General features: G+C 53.0%; 19 protein-coding genes and 2 pseudogenes. 11 read left to right on the forward strand and 10 right to left on the reverse strand.

Translation table 11 applies throughout. The features are described from left to right. The first annotated feature begins 51 nt into the window (after positions 1 to 51). Entirely contained in the window at positions 52 to 1281 is a 1230-nt protein-coding gene (fmdA, locus tag ACSV5M_RS10710; protein ID WP_439176184.1) for a formamidase, read from the forward strand. Positions 1282 to 1474: 193 nt separating this feature from the next. Then, positions 1475 to 1843, forward strand: a complete 369-nt coding sequence (locus tag ACSV5M_RS10715) for an FmdB family zinc ribbon protein (protein ID WP_087468525.1) — start codon at positions 1475 to 1477, stop codon at positions 1841 to 1843. 36 nt (positions 1844 to 1879) lie between these two features. Here the strand turns inward: ACSV5M_RS10715 and ACSV5M_RS10720 are convergent, their stop codons facing one another. Together ACSV5M_RS10720 and ACSV5M_RS10725 are read right to left on the reverse strand one after the other, a co-directional pair. After that, positions 1880 to 3328: a DUF5666 domain-containing protein gene (locus ACSV5M_RS10720; protein WP_439176186.1), complete on the reverse strand. Its 1449-nt coding sequence runs from the start codon at positions 3326 to 3328 to the stop codon at positions 1880 to 1882. After that, positions 3325 to 4164 carry a DUF6502 family protein gene (locus tag ACSV5M_RS10725; RefSeq protein ID WP_439176188.1) on the reverse strand — a complete coding sequence of 280 codons (840 nt, stop codon included), beginning with the start codon at positions 4162 to 4164 and terminating at the stop codon, positions 3325 to 3327. The genes ACSV5M_RS10720 and ACSV5M_RS10725 overlap by 4 nt, the downstream gene beginning before the upstream one ends. A 147-nt stretch (positions 4165 to 4311) precedes the next feature. On the opposite strand from ACSV5M_RS10725, the gene ACSV5M_RS10730 reads away from it, so the two are divergent. From ACSV5M_RS10730 to ACSV5M_RS10750, 5 genes are all read left to right on the forward strand, one after another. After that, positions 4312 to 5235 carry a DUF4382 domain-containing protein gene (locus tag ACSV5M_RS10730; RefSeq protein WP_439176190.1) on the forward strand — a complete coding sequence of 308 codons (924 nt, stop codon included), beginning with the start codon at positions 4312 to 4314 and terminating at the stop codon, positions 5233 to 5235. 65 nt (positions 5236 to 5300) lie between these two features. Further along, positions 5301 to 5435 carry a hypothetical protein gene (locus ACSV5M_RS10735; protein ID WP_439176192.1) on the forward strand — a complete coding sequence of 45 codons (135 nt, stop codon included), beginning with the start codon at positions 5301 to 5303 and terminating at the stop codon, positions 5433 to 5435. Between the two features lie 251 nt (positions 5436 to 5686). Next, the gene (locus ACSV5M_RS10740) at positions 5687 to 5989 is read left to right on the forward strand and encodes a hypothetical protein (RefSeq protein ID WP_439176194.1); all 303 of its coding nucleotides are present in this window, start codon (positions 5687 to 5689) and stop codon (positions 5987 to 5989) included. 156 nt (positions 5990 to 6145) lie between these two features. Continuing rightward, complete coding sequence (locus tag ACSV5M_RS10745) at positions 6146 to 6709, forward strand: CBS domain-containing protein (RefSeq protein ID WP_439176195.1); 564 nt, start codon at positions 6146 to 6148, stop codon at positions 6707 to 6709. Positions 6710 to 6966: 257 nt separating this feature from the next. Continuing rightward, the gene (locus ACSV5M_RS10750; RefSeq protein WP_439176196.1) at positions 6967 to 7653 is read left to right on the forward strand and encodes a VIT1/CCC1 transporter family protein; all 687 of its coding nucleotides are present in this window, start codon (positions 6967 to 6969) and stop codon (positions 7651 to 7653) included. Here the strand turns inward: ACSV5M_RS10750 and ACSV5M_RS10755 are convergent, their stop codons facing one another. Further along, entirely contained in the window at positions 7654 to 8340 is a 687-nt protein-coding gene (locus ACSV5M_RS10755; protein ID WP_439176197.1) for a type 1 glutamine amidotransferase, read from the reverse strand. 122 nt (positions 8341 to 8462) lie between these two features. Between ACSV5M_RS10755 and rhlB the strand changes: the two genes are divergently transcribed. From rhlB to ACSV5M_RS10770, 3 genes are all read left to right on the forward strand, one after another. Beyond that, the gene (rhlB, locus tag ACSV5M_RS10760; RefSeq protein ID WP_439176198.1) at positions 8463 to 10055 is read left to right on the forward strand and encodes an ATP-dependent RNA helicase RhlB; all 1593 of its coding nucleotides are present in this window, start codon (positions 8463 to 8465) and stop codon (positions 10053 to 10055) included. A 151-nt stretch (positions 10056 to 10206) separates the two neighbouring features. Further along, entirely contained in the window at positions 10207 to 11079 is an 873-nt protein-coding gene (locus ACSV5M_RS10765) for a DMT family transporter (protein WP_439176199.1), read from the forward strand. A 59-nt stretch (positions 11080 to 11138) separates the two neighbouring features. Continuing rightward, positions 11139 to 12401 (forward strand): response regulator, encoded by a 1263-nt coding sequence (locus tag ACSV5M_RS10770; protein ID WP_439176200.1) that lies wholly within the window; start codon positions 11139 to 11141, stop codon positions 12399 to 12401. On the opposite strand, the gene cysZ is transcribed toward ACSV5M_RS10770, so the two are convergent. The 7 genes and pseudogenes from cysZ to gatC form a co-directional block, all read right to left on the reverse strand. Then, entirely contained in the window at positions 12398 to 13156 is a 759-nt protein-coding gene (gene cysZ, locus ACSV5M_RS10775; protein ID WP_439176201.1) for a sulfate transporter CysZ, read from the reverse strand. The two genes, ACSV5M_RS10770 and cysZ, sit on opposite strands and share 4 nt — an antisense overlap. Before the next feature lie 15 nt (positions 13157 to 13171). Next, positions 13172 to 13771 (reverse strand): rhombosortase, encoded by a 600-nt coding sequence (rrtA, locus tag ACSV5M_RS10780; protein ID WP_439176202.1) that lies wholly within the window; start codon positions 13769 to 13771, stop codon positions 13172 to 13174. A 59-nt stretch (positions 13772 to 13830) separates the two neighbouring features. Next, the gene (locus ACSV5M_RS10785) at positions 13831 to 14127 is read right to left on the reverse strand and encodes a PA4642 family protein (protein WP_439176203.1); all 297 of its coding nucleotides are present in this window, start codon (positions 14125 to 14127) and stop codon (positions 13831 to 13833) included. 140 nt (positions 14128 to 14267) lie between these two features. Continuing rightward, positions 14268 to 15713 carry an Asp-tRNA(Asn)/Glu-tRNA(Gln) amidotransferase subunit GatB gene (gene gatB / locus ACSV5M_RS10790; RefSeq protein ID WP_439176204.1) on the reverse strand — a complete coding sequence of 482 codons (1446 nt, stop codon included), beginning with the start codon at positions 15711 to 15713 and terminating at the stop codon, positions 14268 to 14270. Between the two features lie 57 nt (positions 15714 to 15770). Beyond that, positions 15771 to 17225, reverse strand: coding sequence for an Asp-tRNA(Asn)/Glu-tRNA(Gln) amidotransferase subunit GatA (gatA, locus tag ACSV5M_RS10795; RefSeq protein ID WP_439176205.1), 1455 nt, complete (start codon positions 17223 to 17225; stop codon positions 15771 to 15773). A gap of 19 nt (positions 17226 to 17244) precedes the next feature. Beyond that, positions 17245 to 17340 (reverse strand): annotated as a pseudogene (locus ACSV5M_RS10800) (hypothetical protein); the annotation flags it as partial. Further along, a pseudogene (gatC, locus tag ACSV5M_RS10805) lies at positions 17304 to 17576 on the reverse strand (Asp-tRNA(Asn)/Glu-tRNA(Gln) amidotransferase subunit GatC); the annotation flags it as partial. The pseudogenes ACSV5M_RS10800 and gatC, both read right to left, overlap by 37 nt. 423 nt (positions 17577 to 17999) lie before the next feature. Here gatC and ACSV5M_RS10810 point away from each other — a divergent pair. Then, the gene (locus tag ACSV5M_RS10810; RefSeq protein ID WP_087468540.1) at positions 18000 to 19031 is read left to right on the forward strand and encodes a rod shape-determining protein; all 1032 of its coding nucleotides are present in this window, start codon (positions 18000 to 18002) and stop codon (positions 19029 to 19031) included. The last annotated feature ends 121 nt before the right edge of the window (positions 19032 to 19152 follow it).

The following is a 19152-nucleotide window of genomic DNA, read 5'->3' on the forward strand; positions in this document are numbered from 1 at the left end:
GTCGTCGTCCAACAATAATCCGTTTATTTGTTTCCTTCAGGAGCCACCACAATGACCGAAACCATCATCAAGATCGACTTGAAAAAATCACCCTATGAAAACGAGATGATTCATAACCGCTGGCATCCTGATATCCCGATGGTGGCGACAGTGAAGCCGGGGGATGACTTTATTATTGAATGTTATGACTGGACCGGCGGACAAATTGCTAACAACGACAGCGCGGATGACGTGCGCGATGTGGATTTGTCGCAGGTGCATTTTCTTTCCGGTCCCGTCGGCGTTGAAGGCGCGGAGCCGGGCGATCTGTTGGTGGTGGATATTCTGGATATCGGCGCATTCCAGGAAAGCCTGTGGGGTTTTAACGGTTTCTTTTCCAAACAAAATGGCGGCGGCTTTTTAACGGAACACTTTCCGGAGGCACAAAAATCCATTTGGGATATCAACGGCATGTTCACCAAATCCCGCCATGTACCTAACGTGGAATTTGCGGGACTGGTGCATCCGGGGTTGATCGGCTGTTTGCCGTCCAAAGAGATGTTGGCGGAGTGGAATAAACGCGAGAAAGCGCTTTATGACACCGAGCCGGATCGTGTGCCGGCGTTGGCGACCTTGCCTTATGCGGATACCGCGCACATGGGCAAGATGGCTCCCGATGCGGCCAAGGTTGCGGCGGCGGAGGGCGCGCGTACGGTGCCACCCCGCGAGCACGGTGGTAACTGCGACATTAAAGATTTATCGCGTGGTTCCAAGATTTATTTTCCGGTGTATGTAAAAGGCGGTGGTTTGTCTGTCGGGGATTTGCACTTCAGCCAGGGTGACGGCGAGATCACGTTCTGCGGTGCGATTGAGATGGCTGGCTGGATTCATCTGCGCGTCAGTTTGATTAAAGACGGCATGGCAAAATACGGCATAAAAAATCCAATCTTCAAACCCAGCCCGATTGCGCCGAAGTATGACGATTACCTGATCTTTGAAGGTATTTCGGTCGACGAATATGGAGAACAACATTACCTTGATGTGCATGTGGCGTATCGTCAGGCGTGCCTCAATGCCATCGAATATCTGACAAAATTTGGTTACAGCAAAGCGCAGGCTTATGCGATTCTCGGTTGCGCGCCGGTGCAGGGGCATATCAGCGGTGTGGTGGATATTCCCAATGCGTGTGCGACCTTGTGGTTGCCGACGGATATCTTTGATTTTGATGTGAACCCGAGTGCAGAGGGACCAACGAAGAAGGTTAGCGGGGGTATGGATGTGCCCTTGTCGCCGGATAAATAATTGTGTGAAAGAAGGGAATTGGTGAGTATAAATAGATCGGCGTCGGATTACGCCGCGCGTGGCGCGGCTAACTCGACCTACAACAACGATCAGATTCCGTAGGTCGGATTAGCGCAGCGTAATCCGACACACCTGCCAATTCAAATACCGCCACTATTTCGATATCTATCACTCGTTTTCCAGGAGACACTCAATGCCTCTCTACGATTACAAATGCGGCCAACATGGTTTGTTTTACGAACTGGCCACTGTTGCTGATTCCGCCAAACCTTGCGCTTGCCCGCAATGCGGTGCTTTATCGGCGCGGGTGATTATGCTATCGCCGGATATCCTCAGCATGAAACAGGAAAACCGCGAAGCGCATAAGCGCAATGAGCAGAGCGCCCATGCGCCGGTGTTTTCGACGGTGGAGTATCGTCAGGAACAGCAGGCGCGGCGGGAGCACAAACATGGTAAAGGTTGTGGTTGCGGAGACAAGCCGATTCGCAAATCCAATTTGCTCTACACCGCTGATGGTAAAAAGATGTTTCCATCCATGCGGCCGTGGATGATCAGCCATTAAAAAAATGCCGGGCTTTCCCGGCATTTTTTCTCATCATTAATCCTCATCCTCATCCTCATCCTCATCCGGTTCTTCGCAATCATGGCGGCCCGGTAATTTCTTACACTCGCTCAAGCGTTGAATGCGTGTAGCCTGAATGGCATTACTGCCCGTTTGTGTCCCTTCCACTTGCACGCGGGTGCCGGGCGTAAAGCTGCTGATCAGTTCAGCCCCCTCAGCGTCGCCGCCATTGACTTGCACATTCCTCACAAAAAATAAGCTGTTGCTTTCCACCCGGCTTATCGGCCCGTTGATGGTGACCAGGCCACTGCTGTTGAGGCGCTTTATGCGCACTGCCAGCAATTCACCGTCGAGGTTGCGACCAAATACTTCCACATAATCGCCCACGGCCAATTCGGCGAGGTTGATAAAGCGGTTGCCCTGGATACTCCGGTCTTCAAACGCGGTAAGTTCATCCAGAGTGAAGGTAGTGCCGAGTACCGTCAGCGTCTGGTTTTCAACATCAATATCTTCAATGGTGCCGCGCACTTTATCCCGGCTGTTTACATGTACACGCAGGCTTTCGGCGCGCAGGTTGTTGTTTGCATCAACTGTCCCGTTGATAGTTACGCGAACACCGGTTTGCAGCTGGTTGGCTTTTCCGCCGCGCAAGGTCGCGCTGGACGCATCCACGGTGTAATTATTCAAGGTAAAACGGCTGAGGTTGGTGTAGCTGTCAATAATGCCTTCCAGCAGGATGCGCATCGTTCCTTCGCGAACTGGAGGTGCCTGGAAGCTGATGCGCGTGGCGGAGAGAATATTTGCATTGTTCAGCGAGCCCTGGACTTTGACTTGCGTAGTATTTTGCAAATCGGCAAGGGTGCCATTGCTGAAGGTGGCGGTGCGGTAATCCACCGTTAAATTGCGCAGGCGGAATGACTGATTGGCCGCATCGAGTTGCGTCACTTTGCCGACCACTTCGTTCGGGCTTAATGAGTTTGCCAATGCCAGGCGGGTTGATTCAAACAAGCCTTCGTTGTTCAGGAATCCGCTGATTTCCACAACGTCGCCCACGGCCAGCGCATCCGATTCAGTATCGAGAACACTGTCACTGGCCACATACACGCTTTGTCCCAGCAAGGTAATCAGTAACGCGTCTGTTTCAAATCTTTCGATAGCGGTGATCCTGCCGAGCAGGCTGCGTTCATAGATCACTTTTTCAGCCAGTATGTCGCCCGAGTCCGGATCAGTAGTCCCATGAATTTCAACGACCATGCCTGCCTGGATATCGTCCTCAGACGCGGCAACACCATTCAGGGTGACGCTGGCATTGCGCGTCACAAAGCGTTCGCCGTTGACATAAATACTGCCGAAGCTGGTGACGGCTCCGGTAGCAATAACCGGACTGCCGGTACCTTCAATACCTGCCGTAGAGTCGCTCCCACCGCAACTGCCCAGCAACCACGCCAGCACAGCTATCAAAGGCAAGGTGAAATACTGCTTCATTTTTTTTCCTCCTGGCGCTCCGGATCAGCCAGTTGTTCAAAATAGTAAATACCGATACCGGCGCGGGCGCGGCCCGAACCGACCAGGCTCGGTGTTTGTTCGCGATCACAGGCGGCCAGCCAATCATTAACCTGTAGCGAAAATGCTTCACCTTCGGTACGGCTGCGCTGGCGGATGCGTTCAAGCAATTCCACCGGGATATCGTCGTAAGACACGGTACGCTGGATAAATGTGCTACCCAGCCTGGCAATGTTGTGGTCCATCGTGCCCATTAAATCCGCCGCCGCTGTGCCGAAGATACGGATATTCTCCGCCAGGTCTGCCTGGGGCACATAGGCATGAACCACCAACTGTACCCGTTCTCCCTGTTTGACCACCGCACCCATCCGCTCCAGTTCATCCAGTAGCGCGCGTACCGGTACGTCACTGCTGTAGTCACGTACCAGTTCTGTGAAATTCGGTTCGGCCGGCGTGTCATCAATCGGCAGTTCCAGTGGTTGCCCCAGCGAATTGTGAAAGCGGCTCTGGTTGAGCCAGGCGGTAATGATACGCGAACAGGGGGTGGGATTATCGAGAGTGCCGTCAATCAATGGGTGGGGGCGGTCTTTAAGTTTGGCGATGTCTTTGCGGTTGATACCAGTTAGTACGGCTACCCGGGCGTTGCTGGGCTTGCGACCGGGCAGGGCAAAATCCTGTTCAGCGACATCCACATAGACGTGGCGGGCCACGTCGGCAAACAAACGATACGAGACCCCGTGACGCATCAATAGACGCACCATCGGTCTCAGCAGCCGGTAAAGGGCTTTAAACAAGACTTGTTGGGTTTTATCGCTCATGGTTTGGGATTATAGCGTCAAATTCATTTTTTAAAGTGTGACTTAGTTCACTATTTGTTTTCTGTTTTTGGGACTATAGTGTCAAAAAATGATTAAGAAACATCAAAAACTGATCGAGAAGTGGCAAAAGATGATTGGGAGGTACATATGACATCTAAAAAATTCTGGGCTCAATATCTTATCCTCACCGCGCTGTCGGGCCTTTATGCCTGCGGCGGCAGCAGTGACGGTACGGCTACCGCCGAACAAACCGGGAGTTTCTCGCTCGCCCTGACCGACGGCCCGGTCGATAGCGCCAACCAGGTGGTAGTGGAATTTACGGGCGTTTCAATCAAGCCCGCCAATGGCGAGGCCATCGAATTTATGTTTGAAGAGCCGCGTCAGATCGACCTGTTGCAGCTGCAAGGCAACGCCTCGGCGGCAATCATTACCGATGAGACAGTGCCCGCGGGTGAATACGAATGGATTCGTCTGCACGTGAATGCCGAGCACGACAATATCCTCGATTCCTTTATAGAGCTGGGCGATGGCTCACAACTGGAGTTGCGGGTGCCGAGCGGTAGCCAGACCGGTTTGAAACTGGTGCGCGGCTTTACCCTGGCGGCAGATGGCCACGCAGATTTCACCATTGATTTCGACTTGCGTAAATCCGTTACCAATCCGCCGGGCTTACCCGGCGCGTTGCTCAAACCTGCCTTGCGACTGATTGACAACCTTGAGGTTGGCAGCATCGCCGGCCGTGTCGATGCCAACCTGATTGCCCAACAATGTGCCGATGCAGGCGTCAGTGCGGGCGCCGTGTATGTGTATGCCGGCTCCGGGGTGGTGCCGACAGACATGAGTGGTAATGAGAATGACCCGGTAACCTCTGCGCTGGTGAATTACGGCGAGGCGGCAGAGTACCGTTACGAGATCGGTTTCCTGGTGGAAGGTGATTACACTTTGGCCTACACCTGCGGCTCGCTTGACGATGACCCCGAACAGGTTGATGAATTAATGTTTGTCGGTGCCGTGGATGTGACAGTGGTTGCCGATCAGCAAACCGTGCAGGATTTTGTACTGACTGAGTAAGTCTTACGTGCAAACCGGCATATTTCATTTGCCGGCTTTGAAATTTCTGAAGGAATAACATCTTTATGTTAATTGATGCTAAGGCTAAAAAAATGAGCATATTAATTGCCTTGGGGGTTGTACTCGCGGTGGTTTCATCGGTAACGCTTTTGACATTTGCCGTGATGACATTGATGTTGGCTATTGATAGGAACCGGTAAGACGAACACCGATCAAGCTTTCTGCTTTACTGAAAAACGACCACGTACTGTGCGTTTTCTTTGCGGTCCTTTTTAAGGACCGCTTTTTTTGGTGAAGGCACGGTTTAATCATCGGGCGCTGTAAAAACGGCGTAAAAGTTTTCGTTTAAAAGTGTAATAGTGGTAGACGCCACAAGTAGCTTTGACTAGTATTAGCCCAAGCATCCGTTGTAGATGTTATGCGATGCGATCCTCCTGCGAGATTCAGTGTAATGCGTAAGGCTCTTCTCTTTATCAAGGTTGTTTTGTTACTGGCGACGTTTGTCGGCACCAGTAGCAGCCATGCGTCCAAATCCGGTGGCCACAACCTGCTTGCCTTATCCACATTCGATGCCAACATCAGTTTTGGTCAGCAAAACACAACCGAAGATGATAAAGCGGTTGTCACGGATCTCGAATTACCCCTTGTCGTTATTCAATCTTCTCCTGTTACGCATTGGCAATTGTTGGTGCTGGGTAACCGCATTGATAATAGTCACTTCGCCAGAGCTCCCCCGGTAAACACCCTCGCTTGAACCGTTTTTACCACTGGTTTAATGGTGACTCGATAATTTCTCCTGTTGCCTCCGGTGCTGGTTCCCATTACCTGAACTGGATTTTTACTCTCGGGTTTTGGTTATTCAATTTTTGCATCGAATATCTGTATCTCATTGATGCATGGAGAGGTGTTTATGAAAAATTTAACGGTTTATGCAGTTGATGCCATTGACCATCTGGTACAGCCCGATGAGTTTGATGATGTCACCCCAGAGTCTTCGGCGTTGACTATTCTCACGGATTTTAAAAATCATCGTCCACATGTGGTGGAAGCGCATATTCCGGCGGTTGAGGCTGCGGAGTTGATGCAGCAGGAGAACGTCAATTTTAAATTGGTGATCGATCGGCACAATGAATTTATTGGTTTGATCAGTGTTGAAGACTTGGCCGACCAAAGCATTTTGTTGACTCAGGTGGCTAACGGAATGAGTCGCGATGAAGTACTGGTTGCCGATTTGATGCATCATCGCGATGACGTTCGCGCAATTAATTACGACGAGTTCAAACGCTCCAGTGTGGCGGACATTATTTACACGTTACAACGCCACGGCCAGCAGTACTACATCGTGGTGGATCGCGATCAGCATCATATTCGCGGTGTGGTGTCCTCAACAGAAATTTCCCGCCGTTTGCATGCGCCCATTTATGTAGAGCGCCAGCCCAGTGTGGCGGATATTCTTTCCATCGCACGAGGTTGATGACTTATTGATGAATGTTCTTCTCACTTCAATTCATCACTGTGCCGCTTGCATGCCGGTGGTTCAATGATGAAGTGAAGCCCGGTCAGAGAATTGCCCCCTCCCTGGCCCGGAATTTATGACGCTGCTTGCGTGGCGTCTTAAACGCAGTGTGTTGTATTAAACCCACCCGCACCACGATGTTTCGGTTGCGGGTTTTTTTTGCCTGTTGGAAACTGGCGGCCTGATCCCTTGTGGCTAGTTAATCAGGATGCCTTATGCACCGAGAACATCATCGAATCCATCGCAATGGTTGGTTGCGCGCAGCCGTGCTCGGCGCCAACGACGGTATCGTGTCTACTGCCAGTTTATTGGTGGGGGTTGCCTCTGCACAGGCGAGTCAGAATGATATTGTCATTGCCGGTGTGGCTGCGCTGGTTGCCGGGGCCATGTCCATGGCGGCGGGTGAGTATGTCTCGGTCAGTTCACAGGCAGATGCGGAGGCCGCAGACCTGGCCCGGGAAAAACGGGAGTTGGAAACGAATCAGCTTGCTGAACATAAAGAGCTTACCGAGATTTATATCGAGCGCGGTCTGGAGGCATCACTGGCGCGGCAGGTTGCCGAGCAGTTAATGCAGCACGATGCGCTCGGCGCTCATGCTCGCGATGAGTTGGGCATTTCCGATATGACCCGGGCGCGGCCGTTGCTTGCGGCTATGTCATCAGCGCTGGCTTTTTCGATGGGCGCTTTGACGCCGTTAGTGGTAGCGGTGTTTACCGAGGGGCGCTATCTGATTCCAGTGGTCGCCGTCGTATCGCTACTGTGTCTGGCAACCCTGGGCGGGCTTGCCGCGCGCGTCGGCGGCGGCAAGGTGATGCACGCGGCCTTCCGCGTTACCTTTTGGGGTGCACTGGCGATGGGGGTGACGGCGGTGATAGGGCGCTTATTTGGCGTCATGTTGTAGTCAGGCTGTCGGCAGAATCTCGTGCAATACGGCTGACATCACGGCATTGATGCGCGTGAAATCGGCGCTATTTTTTTCCATCCGGGCGGCGTCCTGTACATAGCGTGAACCGTCCAGGTCGCTTGCGCAGTGTTTGATCAGGGCGGCGGCAGACGCCGGTGTGGTTTCCAGGTGAAATTGGAAGCCGAATACGTTATGGCCCAGGCGAAATGCCTGATTCGAACAGGCCTCGCTGCTGGCCAACCACACTGCGCCTTCCGGTAAATCGAAGGTATCACCGTGCCAATGGAAGACATTCTGCCCGTCGAGCAGTCGGGCAAGGGGCTCATCCGGTGCTTGCGCAGTGAGGGGAAACCAGCCAATTTCCTTGTGTGCGTTGGGTTTGACTTGCGCCCCACAGGCGCAAGCGATCAGTTGCGCCCCCAGGCATATACCCATAACCGTTTTTCCCGCTTCAATAGCGGCTTTAATTAAGGCTTTTTCATCGCGCAACCAGGGAAATGCATCCTCGTCATAAACCCCCATCGGGCCGCCCATCACGATCAGTGCATCGAAACTTTCAAGGGAAGGCGTGCGATCACCGCGATACCAATGCGTGCTATCCACGCTGTAACCTGCTTGATGGAAGTCTTGTGCCATACTCCCGATGTCTTCAAAAGGCACATGTTGCAAGGCATGAATACGCATGAAAAAGCTCCTTTAACCCGCTATATCAGTTCGCGCGAGTATGCCACGGGTGGAACTGGTAGAGGAATCGTCGGCCTTATCGTGTATACTCCCGGCCACATTTTGTACAACAGGTGATAGTTTTGATTGGTAAATTGTTTAAGAAACTGATAGGGACTGGCGAGCAACCTCCAAGCTCAGCTAAACCCGTCAAAGCGTCAGCCGGTGGTGCTGGCCAACATTCGCGTAACTCGCGTGGGGATAAAGCCGATAGACAGCCCGGTGCCCCGGATTCAAATAATCGTTCTCGCTCACGTCGCCGCAAGGGCGGGCAGGGCCGTAAGCCCGAACAAGAGCAGAGTGCCGCCAACACGGCGGTGGAAAACCAGGGGCAGCGCCAGCATTCCCGTAAGCGCGCCGCACCCGCCACACCGGCGGAGCCTTGGGATATCAGCCAGTTTAACGTGCCGCCCGTGGAGGGTAAGACCCGTTTCCATGATTTTGATCTGGCGCCGGAGTTGATGCACGGTATTGCAGATCTCGGCTTTCAATACTGCTCTCCGATTCAGGCGCAATCGTTACCGCATGCGCTCAAAGGGTCGGATGTGGTCGGCAAGGCGCAAACGGGTACCGGAAAAACCGCGGCCTTTCTGACCGTCATCATCGATGACCTGCTGAAGAATCCCATCGCCGAAAAACGTTACGCGGGCGAAGCGCGGGCGCTGGTAATTGCACCGACACGGGAGCTGGTTATCCAGATTGCCGACGATGCCAAGGCCTTATGCAAGCACACCGACCTGAAGATTCATACCCTGGTGGGCGGCATGGACTACACCCGCCAGCAGCGCCACTTACATGATGAGCTGGTGGATATCCTGGTGGCAACGCCAGGGCGTCTGCTGGATTTCTGCGGCAACAAAGACGTGTATCTCGATCAACTGGAAGTACTGGTGATTGATGAAGCCGACCGGATGCTGGACATGGGTTTTATCCCGCAAGTGCGTCAGATCGTGCGTCAGGCACCGCGTCGTGAGGATCGCCAGACCCTGTTTTTCTCGGCAACCTTTACCGATGAGGTTCGCCACCTGGTTGAGCAGTGGACCTTCAAACCGGTTACCGTGGAGATTCAGCCGGAAAGTGTGGCGACGGATACGGTCACCCAGCATGTCTATCTCTCCTCGACCGAAGAAAAATACACCTTGCTCTACAACCTGATCCAGCAGGATGACGTGGAGAGCATGATCGTGTTTGCCAACCGCCGCGACGAGTGCCGTGATTTGCAAGACAAATTGCAACGCCATGGCATCAAGGCAGGTTTGTTGTCCGGTGAGATCGCGCAGAACAAGCGGGTATCAACCCTGGATGCGTTTAAAAAAGGCACCATCAAGGTATTGGTCGCTACCGACGTAGCCGGACGGGGTATCCATATCAGCGGCATCAGCCACGTGGTGAATTTCACCTTGCCGGAAGAGCCGGAAGACTATGTGCACCGTATAGGCCGCACTGGCCGCGCCGGTAAAACCGGTACCTCCATCAGTTTTGCCTGCGAGGATGACGCCTTCCGCCTTGAACCGCTGCAAGCGCTGTTAGGCAAGGAAATCAAATACGAGCAACCGCCGGCACAGCTGCTGTTGCCAACGCCGGAGCTGCCGCCGGCACCCCGCCGTCCACGGCCTGATGGTCAGCGTTCTCGTTCGCGCAGTTCCGGTAATCGCGGTCGTTCCTCCCGGGCCTGATAGCCCGCTGTTGCAGCTGACCCTCAATTCCGGGGTGTCAGCTGTAAATCAAACTTTGCCAATTTGTCTTACAAAAGGCTATAGTTGCTCTATGCAACTGACATGTTGTCTTCTAGTACACATCTCCAACGCTTAACTCAAGGCCCGCTCGATGTCGCAAACCAAATCCGCCATGATGACGCTGCATTTTTCGGTGTTATTGATGGGAGCCACGGGTTTATTCTCACAATTGATCAAGTTGCCTGCCTGGGATATCACCGGTTATCGCACCGCTATCGCCTCGGTGGTGTTGTTTGCCTGGCTTATCTGGCGTGAGCGCAGCATCAGGCTCGGCTCCACGCGCGATTACCTGCGCATGTTTTTCCTCGGCGCGTTGTTGTGCGTACACTGGATTACGTTTTTTCACTCCATGCAGGTGTCTTCGGTGGCGGTAGGCATGATTTCGCTCTACGCCTATCCCGTGATGACGGTTTTTCTTGAACCCTGGATCAAACGCATACGCCTGGATTGGCGCGATGTCATCAGCGGTGTGCTGGTATTAGTGGGTATTTATTTGCTGGTACCGGAATTTGACCTGACCAATACCACCACCCAGGGCGTGCTGTGGGGCGTGTTGTCTGCATTGGTTTTTGCGCTACGCAATTTGCTGCTCGGTCACTGGTTTCGCGGCCAATCCGCGACCCGTTCCATGAGCTATCAAGTGTTGATCGTCGCCTTGCTGATGACGCCGGTGATGGTGTTTTCCGATCACGAACCGACACCGCGCGATTGGTGGTTGTTGATCGGTTTGGGTATTGTCTTTACAGCGTATACGCATACCTTGCTTGGCTCGGCCCTGCGCTACCTCAAAGCCAAAACCGTGGGCCTGGTCGCTTGCCTGCAACCGGTTTACGCGGTGATTTATGAAATTCTGATCCTGCAATCCTACCCCGATCTGACCACGTTGTTTGGTGGTGCCATCATTGTAGCGGCGGCCATCTACGAATCCGTGCGCGAACACCACAAAGCCACCGCTGCTGCATAATTCGAGCATTCACCAAAGCTCGTCTACACTCTACAGATAGCGTGAGAGAGTAGACGAAAATGAAACGAATTTTGATTGTTGAAGACAGCGAGATGGTAATGCGAGTGCTGCGTCACCTGATACAAAACACCCTGCCTTACGAGGCGTTTTATGCAGCCAGCCTGGCTGAGGCCAAAGCCTTGTGCGAAGCGCAGGGAGATGAGTTTTTTGCGGCCCTGGTCGATTTGAATTTGCCAGATGCGCCGGACGGCGAAGTGGTGGATTTTACCCTCAGCAAAAAAATTCCCACTATTGTATTGACCGGCAGTTACGACGAGCAGCGTCGCGAGCAATTGTTCAATAAAGGCATTGTGGACTATGTCACCAAAGAAGGTCGTTATGCCTACAGCAAAGCTGTGGGTATGTTTGAGCGGCTGGAAAAAAACCAGCAGATCAAGGTGCTGGTTGTTGATGACTCGGATATGTCGCGCAAGTATGTGGCCAACCTGTTCAAGCGCCACTTATTTCAGGTGTTGGAAGCAGCGGACGGAATGGAGGCGATAAAAGTCCTGCTTGAACATCCCGATATTAAATTACTGATCACCGACTACAACATGCCGCGCATGGATGGTTTTGAACTGGTCAAAAACCTGCGCTACAAATACGACAAGACGGGCCTGATCATGATCGGCGTCTCCGGCGAAAGCAATGAGGCGCTGTCGGCAAAATTTATCAAACACGGTGCCAATGATTTTTTACGCAAGCCTTTCCATCCGGAAGAATTTTATTGTCGGGTTATCCATAACCTGGAGTTGCTGGAACAGGTTGAACTGCTGGATTATTACGCCGACCGCGATCCCCTGACGGGGTTATATCACCGCAGTTATTTCTTTCGTCATGCCCAGGACCTGGAAAGCCAGGCGCGCGAGAAATCAACGCCCTTAGCCTTCGCTGTAATGAACCTCGACGATTTTGCCTTGATTAACCAACGTTTCGGCAATCAGGGGGGAGATCTGGTATTGCAGCACGTCGCCACATTATTGCAGCAAATGCTGGATCGGTTCTTATTGTGTCGCGCCAGTGGCGATGAATTTTTTGTTCTCTTGCCGGGGCTGGATAATGAAAAAGCGGTATCACTGATCAGCAGGGTTCGCCAGCTGGTTGCTGCCGCCCCGGTGGTGGTGCAGGGGGAATCTTTTTGCTGTAACTTCAGCGCGGGCGTAACCAACCTGGTATGTGCCAGTATGGACGAGCAACTGAATCAGGCGGTCAAATTTCTGCAATTGGCCAAAGAGTCCAGCGGTGGCATGGTGGTCGGTGATGATGAAGAAGTTACTGACTAGGTTTTTTTGGTGGATAGCTCTTTGATGGATAACTCTTCCACCCAATAAATTGTCGCGCCGGCAACAGCAATTGGCATCATAAAAATATTGACCAAAGGTATCATGCTGCCGGCCATCACCAGGCCACCAAAGGTATAGCTGGTGAGTGACTCGGTATTTAATCGGCGGCGCATCTCGCGGAATTCCAATTGATGGTTATCGGCCGGGTAATCGATGTATTGCACCGACATACACCAGGCGGCCCACAATACACTGATCAACGCCGAAGCAAGATTCACCACCGGAATAAACCACAAGACAACCAACACCAGTAGTACGAGAAAACCGCGGCTCACAAAATACCAGAGTTTGGTTAATTCCCTGGCCAGGGTGCGCGGAATTAATGCGGACAAGCTCTCCGGCTTAGGCTCCTTGCCTGTCAGTTCCTGCTCGATTTTTTCGGCGAGGATACCGTAAAAAGGCGCTGCCACCAGATTGGTAATAATGTTGAAGGTATAGCCGTACACCACCAATAATAAAAAAGCGAACAGCAACCATAAAATCCACGCCACAAACGCCAGCCACTCCGGCATCCACTCCACCAGTTGAGTCAACAAATCGCGATACACATGAATCAGCGCGATAGTTGCTACAACAAATAACACCAGGTTCACGAGCAAGGGTACCAGCACGAAACGCTTTAAACCGGGACGCACCAACAAACCGGCACCGCGCGTCAGATAATGCAAAGCGTTAGCAGGATTTCCGTTAAGCATAAAGCGTATCCCTGATCAGTGAGTGGAGCGGTGGCGAAAAATATGCACAGCAGCATAGCCCAATGCAAACACCACACCGCTGACAGCACCATACAAATGCGCATCTACGACCACCGGAACCGGCAAGAGTTGCTGGAGATCTGTCGCCTGATACGCAGCGCTTTGTTCATGGATCAACTTACCAATCACCAACAGCAACCCAGCCCCGTTAATCCACGGCGTTTGGCGAAAACTCAACAAGAAACCAAACACAATCAATCCATGCAGCACACCCGATAGCCCCCGGTAAACCGCAAACTCCGGATTCCCCCAATAAACCCCCAGCCCCACACACAGCCCGCTGAACAACAATAAACCGCTGTAAAGCCACAGGCTACAACGCATGAAAAACACATACCCACACACCAACAGCGCAGCGAGATTCATCAGCAGATGATACAACCCATAATGCACCAGATTCCCCGACAACAACCGCCACCACTCGCCCTGCACAACACGCAAGCGATCCAACTCCAAAGGATTATTATCGGGTGAAGAAAATATACCCAACACCAAGAGAGCACACGCCAGTGAAAGCGTCAGCCAAAATGCAGGTGTTGGGCGGGGAGGGTTCATTGTGTTTTTATTTTGGGAGAGTGATGTGTCGGATTACGCTGCGCTAATCCGACCTACGATTAATGAGCGCCGGCTTTTTCAAGTGCGGTGACATATTCCTCGCTGTTGCGATGGGGCTTGATCACTTGCAAAAACGTTTTGCCTTCCGGGCCGACCGCATTCAGGTCTTTACCGGCTTCAACAAACAGTTTTACAAACGTCTCAAAGTTTTCACCGCGCATACCGCGATAAGCTTTTTCCAATAAATGATAATCCGCATTAACGCCCGCCGGAGCGGTGTAATCCAGAAAGGTTCTGATACGGGCTTCGTCGAAGATTTCACCCAGTACTTTTTCTTTGTCTTTGCGTAAGCTCATGATGTCTTCCAGTGGTAAAAAGTTGCTACGGGCGGTGGGTGCAGGGGTTCACGACCATCGCCAACATGGATGTTGGCGCTGAGCCCCCAGGGAAGGGTTCACGGCGTGTCGTGAACCCCTGCACCCACTGACCGCGCACACTAACTATTCAATTTTTTAACCAACAATTCATTCAACGCCTGCGGATTCGCCTGCCCCTTGCTCGCCTTCATCACCTGGCCAACAAAGAACCCCAGCATCTTGCCACGCTTGGCCTCATCCGCAGCACGATAACCCTCCACCTGCGCCGCATTACCCGCCAACACCTCATCAATCATCTTCTCCAGCGCACCCGTATCCGAAACCTGCTTCAAACCCCTGGTTTCGATAATCTTATCCGCCTCACCCTCACCGTTAGCCATCGCCTCGAATACCTGCTTCGCAATCTTGCTCGACAAGGTGCCATCCTTAACGCGCACGACTAATCCCGCCAACAGCGCCGGCGTGACCGGCGACTTATCAATACGCTGCTCGGTACGATTCAGGTAAGCACCCAGATCCGCCATGATCCAGTTCGCTGTCAGTTTCGGCTCACCGGACACTTTTACTGAAGCCTCAAAGAATGCCGCGGTAAATTTATCCGCCGTCAACTGGCCCGCATCGTAATCACCCAAACCATACTGTTCTACAAAACGTGCACGCTTGGCTTCCGGTAATTCCGGCATTTGTTTGCGTACATTCTCGATATATTCATCATCGAGAATCACCGGCAACAAATCCGGGCAGGGGAAGTAGCGGTAATCATTGCTGTCTTCCTTGCTGCGCATGGAGCGCGCTTTTTTGGTGTCGCCGTTATACAGGCGCGTTTCCTGAGTGATCTTGCCGCCGTCTTCCAGCACATCAATCTGCCGCTCGACTTCCAGTTCAATAGCCTCTTCCATAAATTTAAATGAATTGAGGTTTTTGGTTTCGGTGCGTGTGCCGAGTTTGTCCGATCCCTTGGGGCGGATGGAGATGTTAACGTCAAAGCGCATGGAACCTTGTGACATTTCACCGTCACAGATTTCCAGCGAGGTCACAATGGAATGCAGTTTCTTCGCGAAAGCCACCGCTTCTTCCGCACTGCGCATGTCCGGCTCGGTAACCACCTCAATCAAGGGCGTACCCGCACGGTTCAAATCGATACCGCTCATGCCAGCAAAATCTTCGTGCAAGGATTTACCCGCATCCTCTTCCAGGTGCGCGTGGTGAATACGCACGCGTTTGGTTCGCCCGCCTTCCAACTCCAGATCCACATAACCGGGGCCAACGATAGGCTCAGCCAGCTGTGTGGTTTGATAGCCCTTGGGCAGGTCGGGATAGAAATAATTTTTGCGCTCGAATATCGACCGCTTGCCGATCTCCGCATTCACGGCCAGGCCAAACATGGTGGCAAAACGAAAGGCTTCGGCATTCGCTACCGGCAAGGTGCCAGGCATTGCCAGGTCGATCGCGCAGGCCTGGGTGTTTGGCTCAGCGCCGAACGCCGTACTGGCGCCGGAAAAAATTTTGGTTTTGGTGGCCAGTTGCACATGCACTTCCAGGCCAATAACAGTTTCCCATTGCATCTTGATGCTCTCTTGTTCGGTTCTGCTCGTTCGATTCCGCGTAAGGCTTTCGCCGTGTTACTCAATACCCGGTGCGGTCTGTTGATGGAAGTCAGTGGATTGCTGGAACTGGTGTGCCACATTCAGCAAGCGGGCTTCAGCAAAATAATCGCCAATCAACTGCAGGCCCACCGGCTTGTTGTCCACCATGCCGCAGGGAATCGACAACCCGGGCAGCCCCGCCAGGTTGGTGGCGATGGTATAGATATCTTCCAGATACATGGCCACCGGATCTTTGGTCTTGGAACCAAAAGCAAAGGCGGGCGAAGGCGAGGTCGGGCCGAGGATCACGTCCACCTGGGTGAAAGCGTCCACGAAATCCTGCTTGATCAGGCGGCGGACTTTTTGTGCCTTGCTGTAGTAGGCATCGTAATAACCGGCAGACAAGGCATAGCTGCCTACTAAAATGCGGCGCTTCACTTCATCGCCGAAACCTTCCGCCCGCGAGCGCTTGTACAGATCGGCGAGGTCTTTCGGGTTTTCACAGCGATAGCCGTAACGTACACCGTCAAAGCGCGACAGATTGGCTGAACACTCCGCTGGCGCAATTACGTAATAAGCCGGTACCGCGAGATGCGTGTGGGGCAGGCTGATACTGTGAATCGTCGCGCCCAACTTTTCGTACACCTTGATGGCGGCTTCTACATGCGCGGCAGTTTGCGGATTCAACCCTTCACCAAAATATTCTTTGGGTACACCAATCTTGAGACCAGTCAGGGGATTGTTCAGGTCAGCAGTGTAATCCGGTACATCGCGTTCAACGCAGGTGGAATCTTTCGGATCGAAGCTGGCCAGGTCATTCATCATCAAGGCCGCATCTTCGGCAGTGCGGGTCAGGGTGCCGGCCTGATCAAGGCTCGAGGCAAACGCAATCATGCCCCAGCGCGACACCCGGCCATAGGTCGGCTTGATACCGGTGAGGCCACACAGGGCTGCGGGTTGGCGAATGGAGCCACCGGTATCGGAGGCGGTTGCGCCCGGCGCAAGGTGTGCGGCCACGGCAGCGGCGGAACCACCCGATGAACCACCGGGAACACAATCTGTTGCCCAAGGGTTTTTCACCGGACCGTAGTAACTGGTTTCATTGGATGAACCCATGGCGAATTCATCCATGTTGGTTTTACCCAACATCACCACGCCGGCCGCCAGGTAATTTTCCACGATGGTGGCGTTGTAGGGCGCGATAAAATTGTCGAGCATCTTCGACGCGCAACTGGTGCGCACGCCGGTGGTACAGAAGATATCTTTATGCGCGATAGGGATACCGCATAATGCCGGCGCATCACCGGCCGCCAGACGTTTATCGGCGGCGGCAGCTTGTGCCAGCGCCAACTCCGGGGTAACGGTAATGTAGCTGTTGTAGGTGTTATCCAGCCGCGCGATACGGTCGAGATAATGTTGGGTAAGTTCGGTACTGGAGAAGTCCTTGCGGCGCAGGCCCTGGGTCAACTCGGCAATGGTGAATTGGTGCATTGCAAAAATTCCTGGTCGTTCATGGACTGGCAAAGCTTGCCAGCAGGCTGGGTCTGTAAGGGTTTATTCGATCACCTGGGGGACCAGGTAAAGGCCATCCTGGGTTGCCGGGGCAATGGCCTGAAAGCGTTCGCGTTGGTTGGACTCGGTCACTTCATCGGCGCGCAGGCGTTGGATTGCGTCCAGCGGATGAGCCATGGGGACAACACCATCCGTATTGACGGCTTGCAATTGGTCAACCAGAGCGAGGACATCAGAGATGCTGTTGGCCACCTGGTCAGCGGTATTTTCAGAGATAGCGATGCGCGCCAGCTCAGCCAGTTTTGCGATATCGGAACGGTCTACAGCCATTGTCAGGTTCACTCCAGAGAACGTCGACCGCTAACTATTCGTTAAAAAGGTCGAATAACGTGAGAAAAAAACGCATCTTGTCAAAATGGGCGCTAAACTTATCACATTTGCGCCTTGCCCTAAATCCCTCTCGTTGATAGAGTGCCAGCACCTGTGAGCACTTCGCAGATTTTGTTTGTCAACCGGAAAAATAATGGGCGGCGGACAAAAATAATTGCTGCTCCCTCGGCGAATTTATTCAGGCTGGTTCGGTCAAATTCAAGTTCTGGATGAACGTCAGTTAACCGACTGGCCCCGGATTTTTTACCCAACGATTTTTATTAGATAACTGCATTGACTATCGGCAGGCGCAAGATCAGTTTACATAATTGAGGTGCGCCCGGCAGAGGTTGCAGATACAGAATATTAAGGTCTCGTCAACTCATGTTAAAACACCTGCGCGGAGCTTTTTCCAACGATCTCTCCATTGACCTCGGCACTGCCAATACCCTGATTTACGTTCGCGGACGCGGCATCGTACTCAACGAGCCCTCGGTGGTTGCCATCCGCCATCATAACGGTCACAAGATTGTGGAAGCCGTCGGTGCAGAAGCCAAACGCATGCTCGGTCGTACCCCCGGCAACATCACCGCTATTCGTCCGCTGAAAGACGGGGTGATTGCCGACTTTCAGGTCACCGAGAAAATGTTGCAACACTTTATCCGCAAAGTTCACGAAAACAGTTGGTTCAGCCCCAGTCCCCGCGTCCTGATCAGTGTTCCCTGTCTCTCTACCGAAGTTGAAAAACGTGCGATTCGCGAATCGGCCATGGGTGCCGGTGCCCGTGAAGTGCGCCTGATTGAAGAACCCATGGCAGCCGCTATCGGTGCCGGTTTGAAAGTGGCAGAAGCCAGTGGTTCCATGGTGGTGGATATCGGCGGTGGCACCACAGAAATTGCGGTTATCTCCCTGAATGGTGTGGTTTATTCTGATTCTGTGCGTATCGGTGGTGACCGTTTTGACGAAGCCATCGTCAATTATGTTCGTCGCAATTACGGCAGTGTTATCGGTGATGCCACGGCGGAACGTATCAAACAGGAAATCGGTTGTGCCTTTGCCGGTAGCGAGATGCGCGAGATTGATGTGCGCGGCCGCAACCTGGCGGAAGGTGTACCGCGCAGCTTTACCCTGAACAGTGACGAAGTATTGGAAGCCTTGCAAGATCCACTGGCCGGTATTGTCCAGGCGGTGAAGAGTGCTCTGGAGCAATCACCGCCGGAATTGGCCTCTGATATCGCGGAAAGTGGTGTGGTATTGACTGGCGGTGGCGCGTTGCTGCGCGATATTGACCGCTTGTTATCCAACGAAACCGGGCTCCCCTTTATCATTGCCGATGACCCACTGACCTGCGTCGCCCGTGGCGGCGGTATGGCGATGGAGATGAATGACAAGCGTATCGACCTCTTGTCGTCCTGATCAATAATGCTCACCGATGATCATGTCTCAGGTGTATGTACGATTGTCGGCCTCCAATTCCTATAACCTGTTGTCTTGGGGCGGTGCCGGATTACCGCTCCCTCGCTAAACGGGAGAACTT

It is taken from the genome of Cellvibrio sp. ARAG 10.3 (assembly GCF_051846955.1).
In the GTDB taxonomy this organism is placed as follows: Bacteria; Pseudomonadota; Gammaproteobacteria; order Pseudomonadales; family Cellvibrionaceae; genus Cellvibrio.

Coding starts and splice junctions, on each gene's coding strand:
- fmdA (WP_439176184.1), top strand. CDS start 52: ATGACCGAAACCATCATCAAGATCGACTTGAAAAAATCACCCTATGAA.
- ACSV5M_RS10715 (WP_087468525.1), top strand. CDS start 1,475: ATGCCTCTCTACGATTACAAATGCGGCCAACATGGTTTGTTTTACGAA.
- ACSV5M_RS10720 (WP_439176186.1), bottom strand. CDS start 3,328: ATGAAGCAGTATTTCACCTTGCCTTTGATAGCTGTGCTGGCGTGGTTG.
- ACSV5M_RS10725 (WP_439176188.1), bottom strand. CDS start 4,164: ATGAGCGATAAAACCCAACAAGTCTTGTTTAAAGCCCTTTACCGGCTG.
- ACSV5M_RS10730 (WP_439176190.1), top strand. CDS start 4,312: ATGACATCTAAAAAATTCTGGGCTCAATATCTTATCCTCACCGCGCTG.
- ACSV5M_RS10735 (WP_439176192.1), top strand. CDS start 5,301: ATGTTAATTGATGCTAAGGCTAAAAAAATGAGCATATTAATTGCCTTG.
- ACSV5M_RS10740 (WP_439176194.1), top strand. CDS start 5,687: ATGCGTAAGGCTCTTCTCTTTATCAAGGTTGTTTTGTTACTGGCGACG.
- ACSV5M_RS10745 (WP_439176195.1), top strand. CDS start 6,146: ATGAAAAATTTAACGGTTTATGCAGTTGATGCCATTGACCATCTGGTA.
- ACSV5M_RS10750 (WP_439176196.1), top strand. CDS start 6,967: ATGCACCGAGAACATCATCGAATCCATCGCAATGGTTGGTTGCGCGCA.
- ACSV5M_RS10755 (WP_439176197.1), bottom strand. CDS start 8,340: ATGCGTATTCATGCCTTGCAACATGTGCCTTTTGAAGACATCGGGAGT.
- ACSV5M_RS10765 (WP_439176199.1), top strand. CDS start 10,207: ATGTCGCAAACCAAATCCGCCATGATGACGCTGCATTTTTCGGTGTTA.
- ACSV5M_RS10770 (WP_439176200.1), top strand. CDS start 11,139: ATGAAACGAATTTTGATTGTTGAAGACAGCGAGATGGTAATGCGAGTG.
- cysZ (WP_439176201.1), bottom strand. CDS start 13,156: ATGCTTAACGGAAATCCTGCTAACGCTTTGCATTATCTGACGCGCGGT.
- rrtA (WP_439176202.1), bottom strand. CDS start 13,771: ATGAACCCTCCCCGCCCAACACCTGCATTTTGGCTGACGCTTTCACTG.
- ACSV5M_RS10785 (WP_439176203.1), bottom strand. CDS start 14,127: ATGAGCTTACGCAAAGACAAAGAAAAAGTACTGGGTGAAATCTTCGAC.
- gatB (WP_439176204.1), bottom strand. CDS start 15,713: ATGCAATGGGAAACTGTTATTGGCCTGGAAGTGCATGTGCAACTGGCC.
- gatA (WP_439176205.1), bottom strand. CDS start 17,225: ATGCACCAATTCACCATTGCCGAGTTGACCCAGGGCCTGCGCCGCAAG.
- ACSV5M_RS10810 (WP_087468540.1), top strand. CDS start 18,000: ATGTTAAAACACCTGCGCGGAGCTTTTTCCAACGATCTCTCCATTGAC.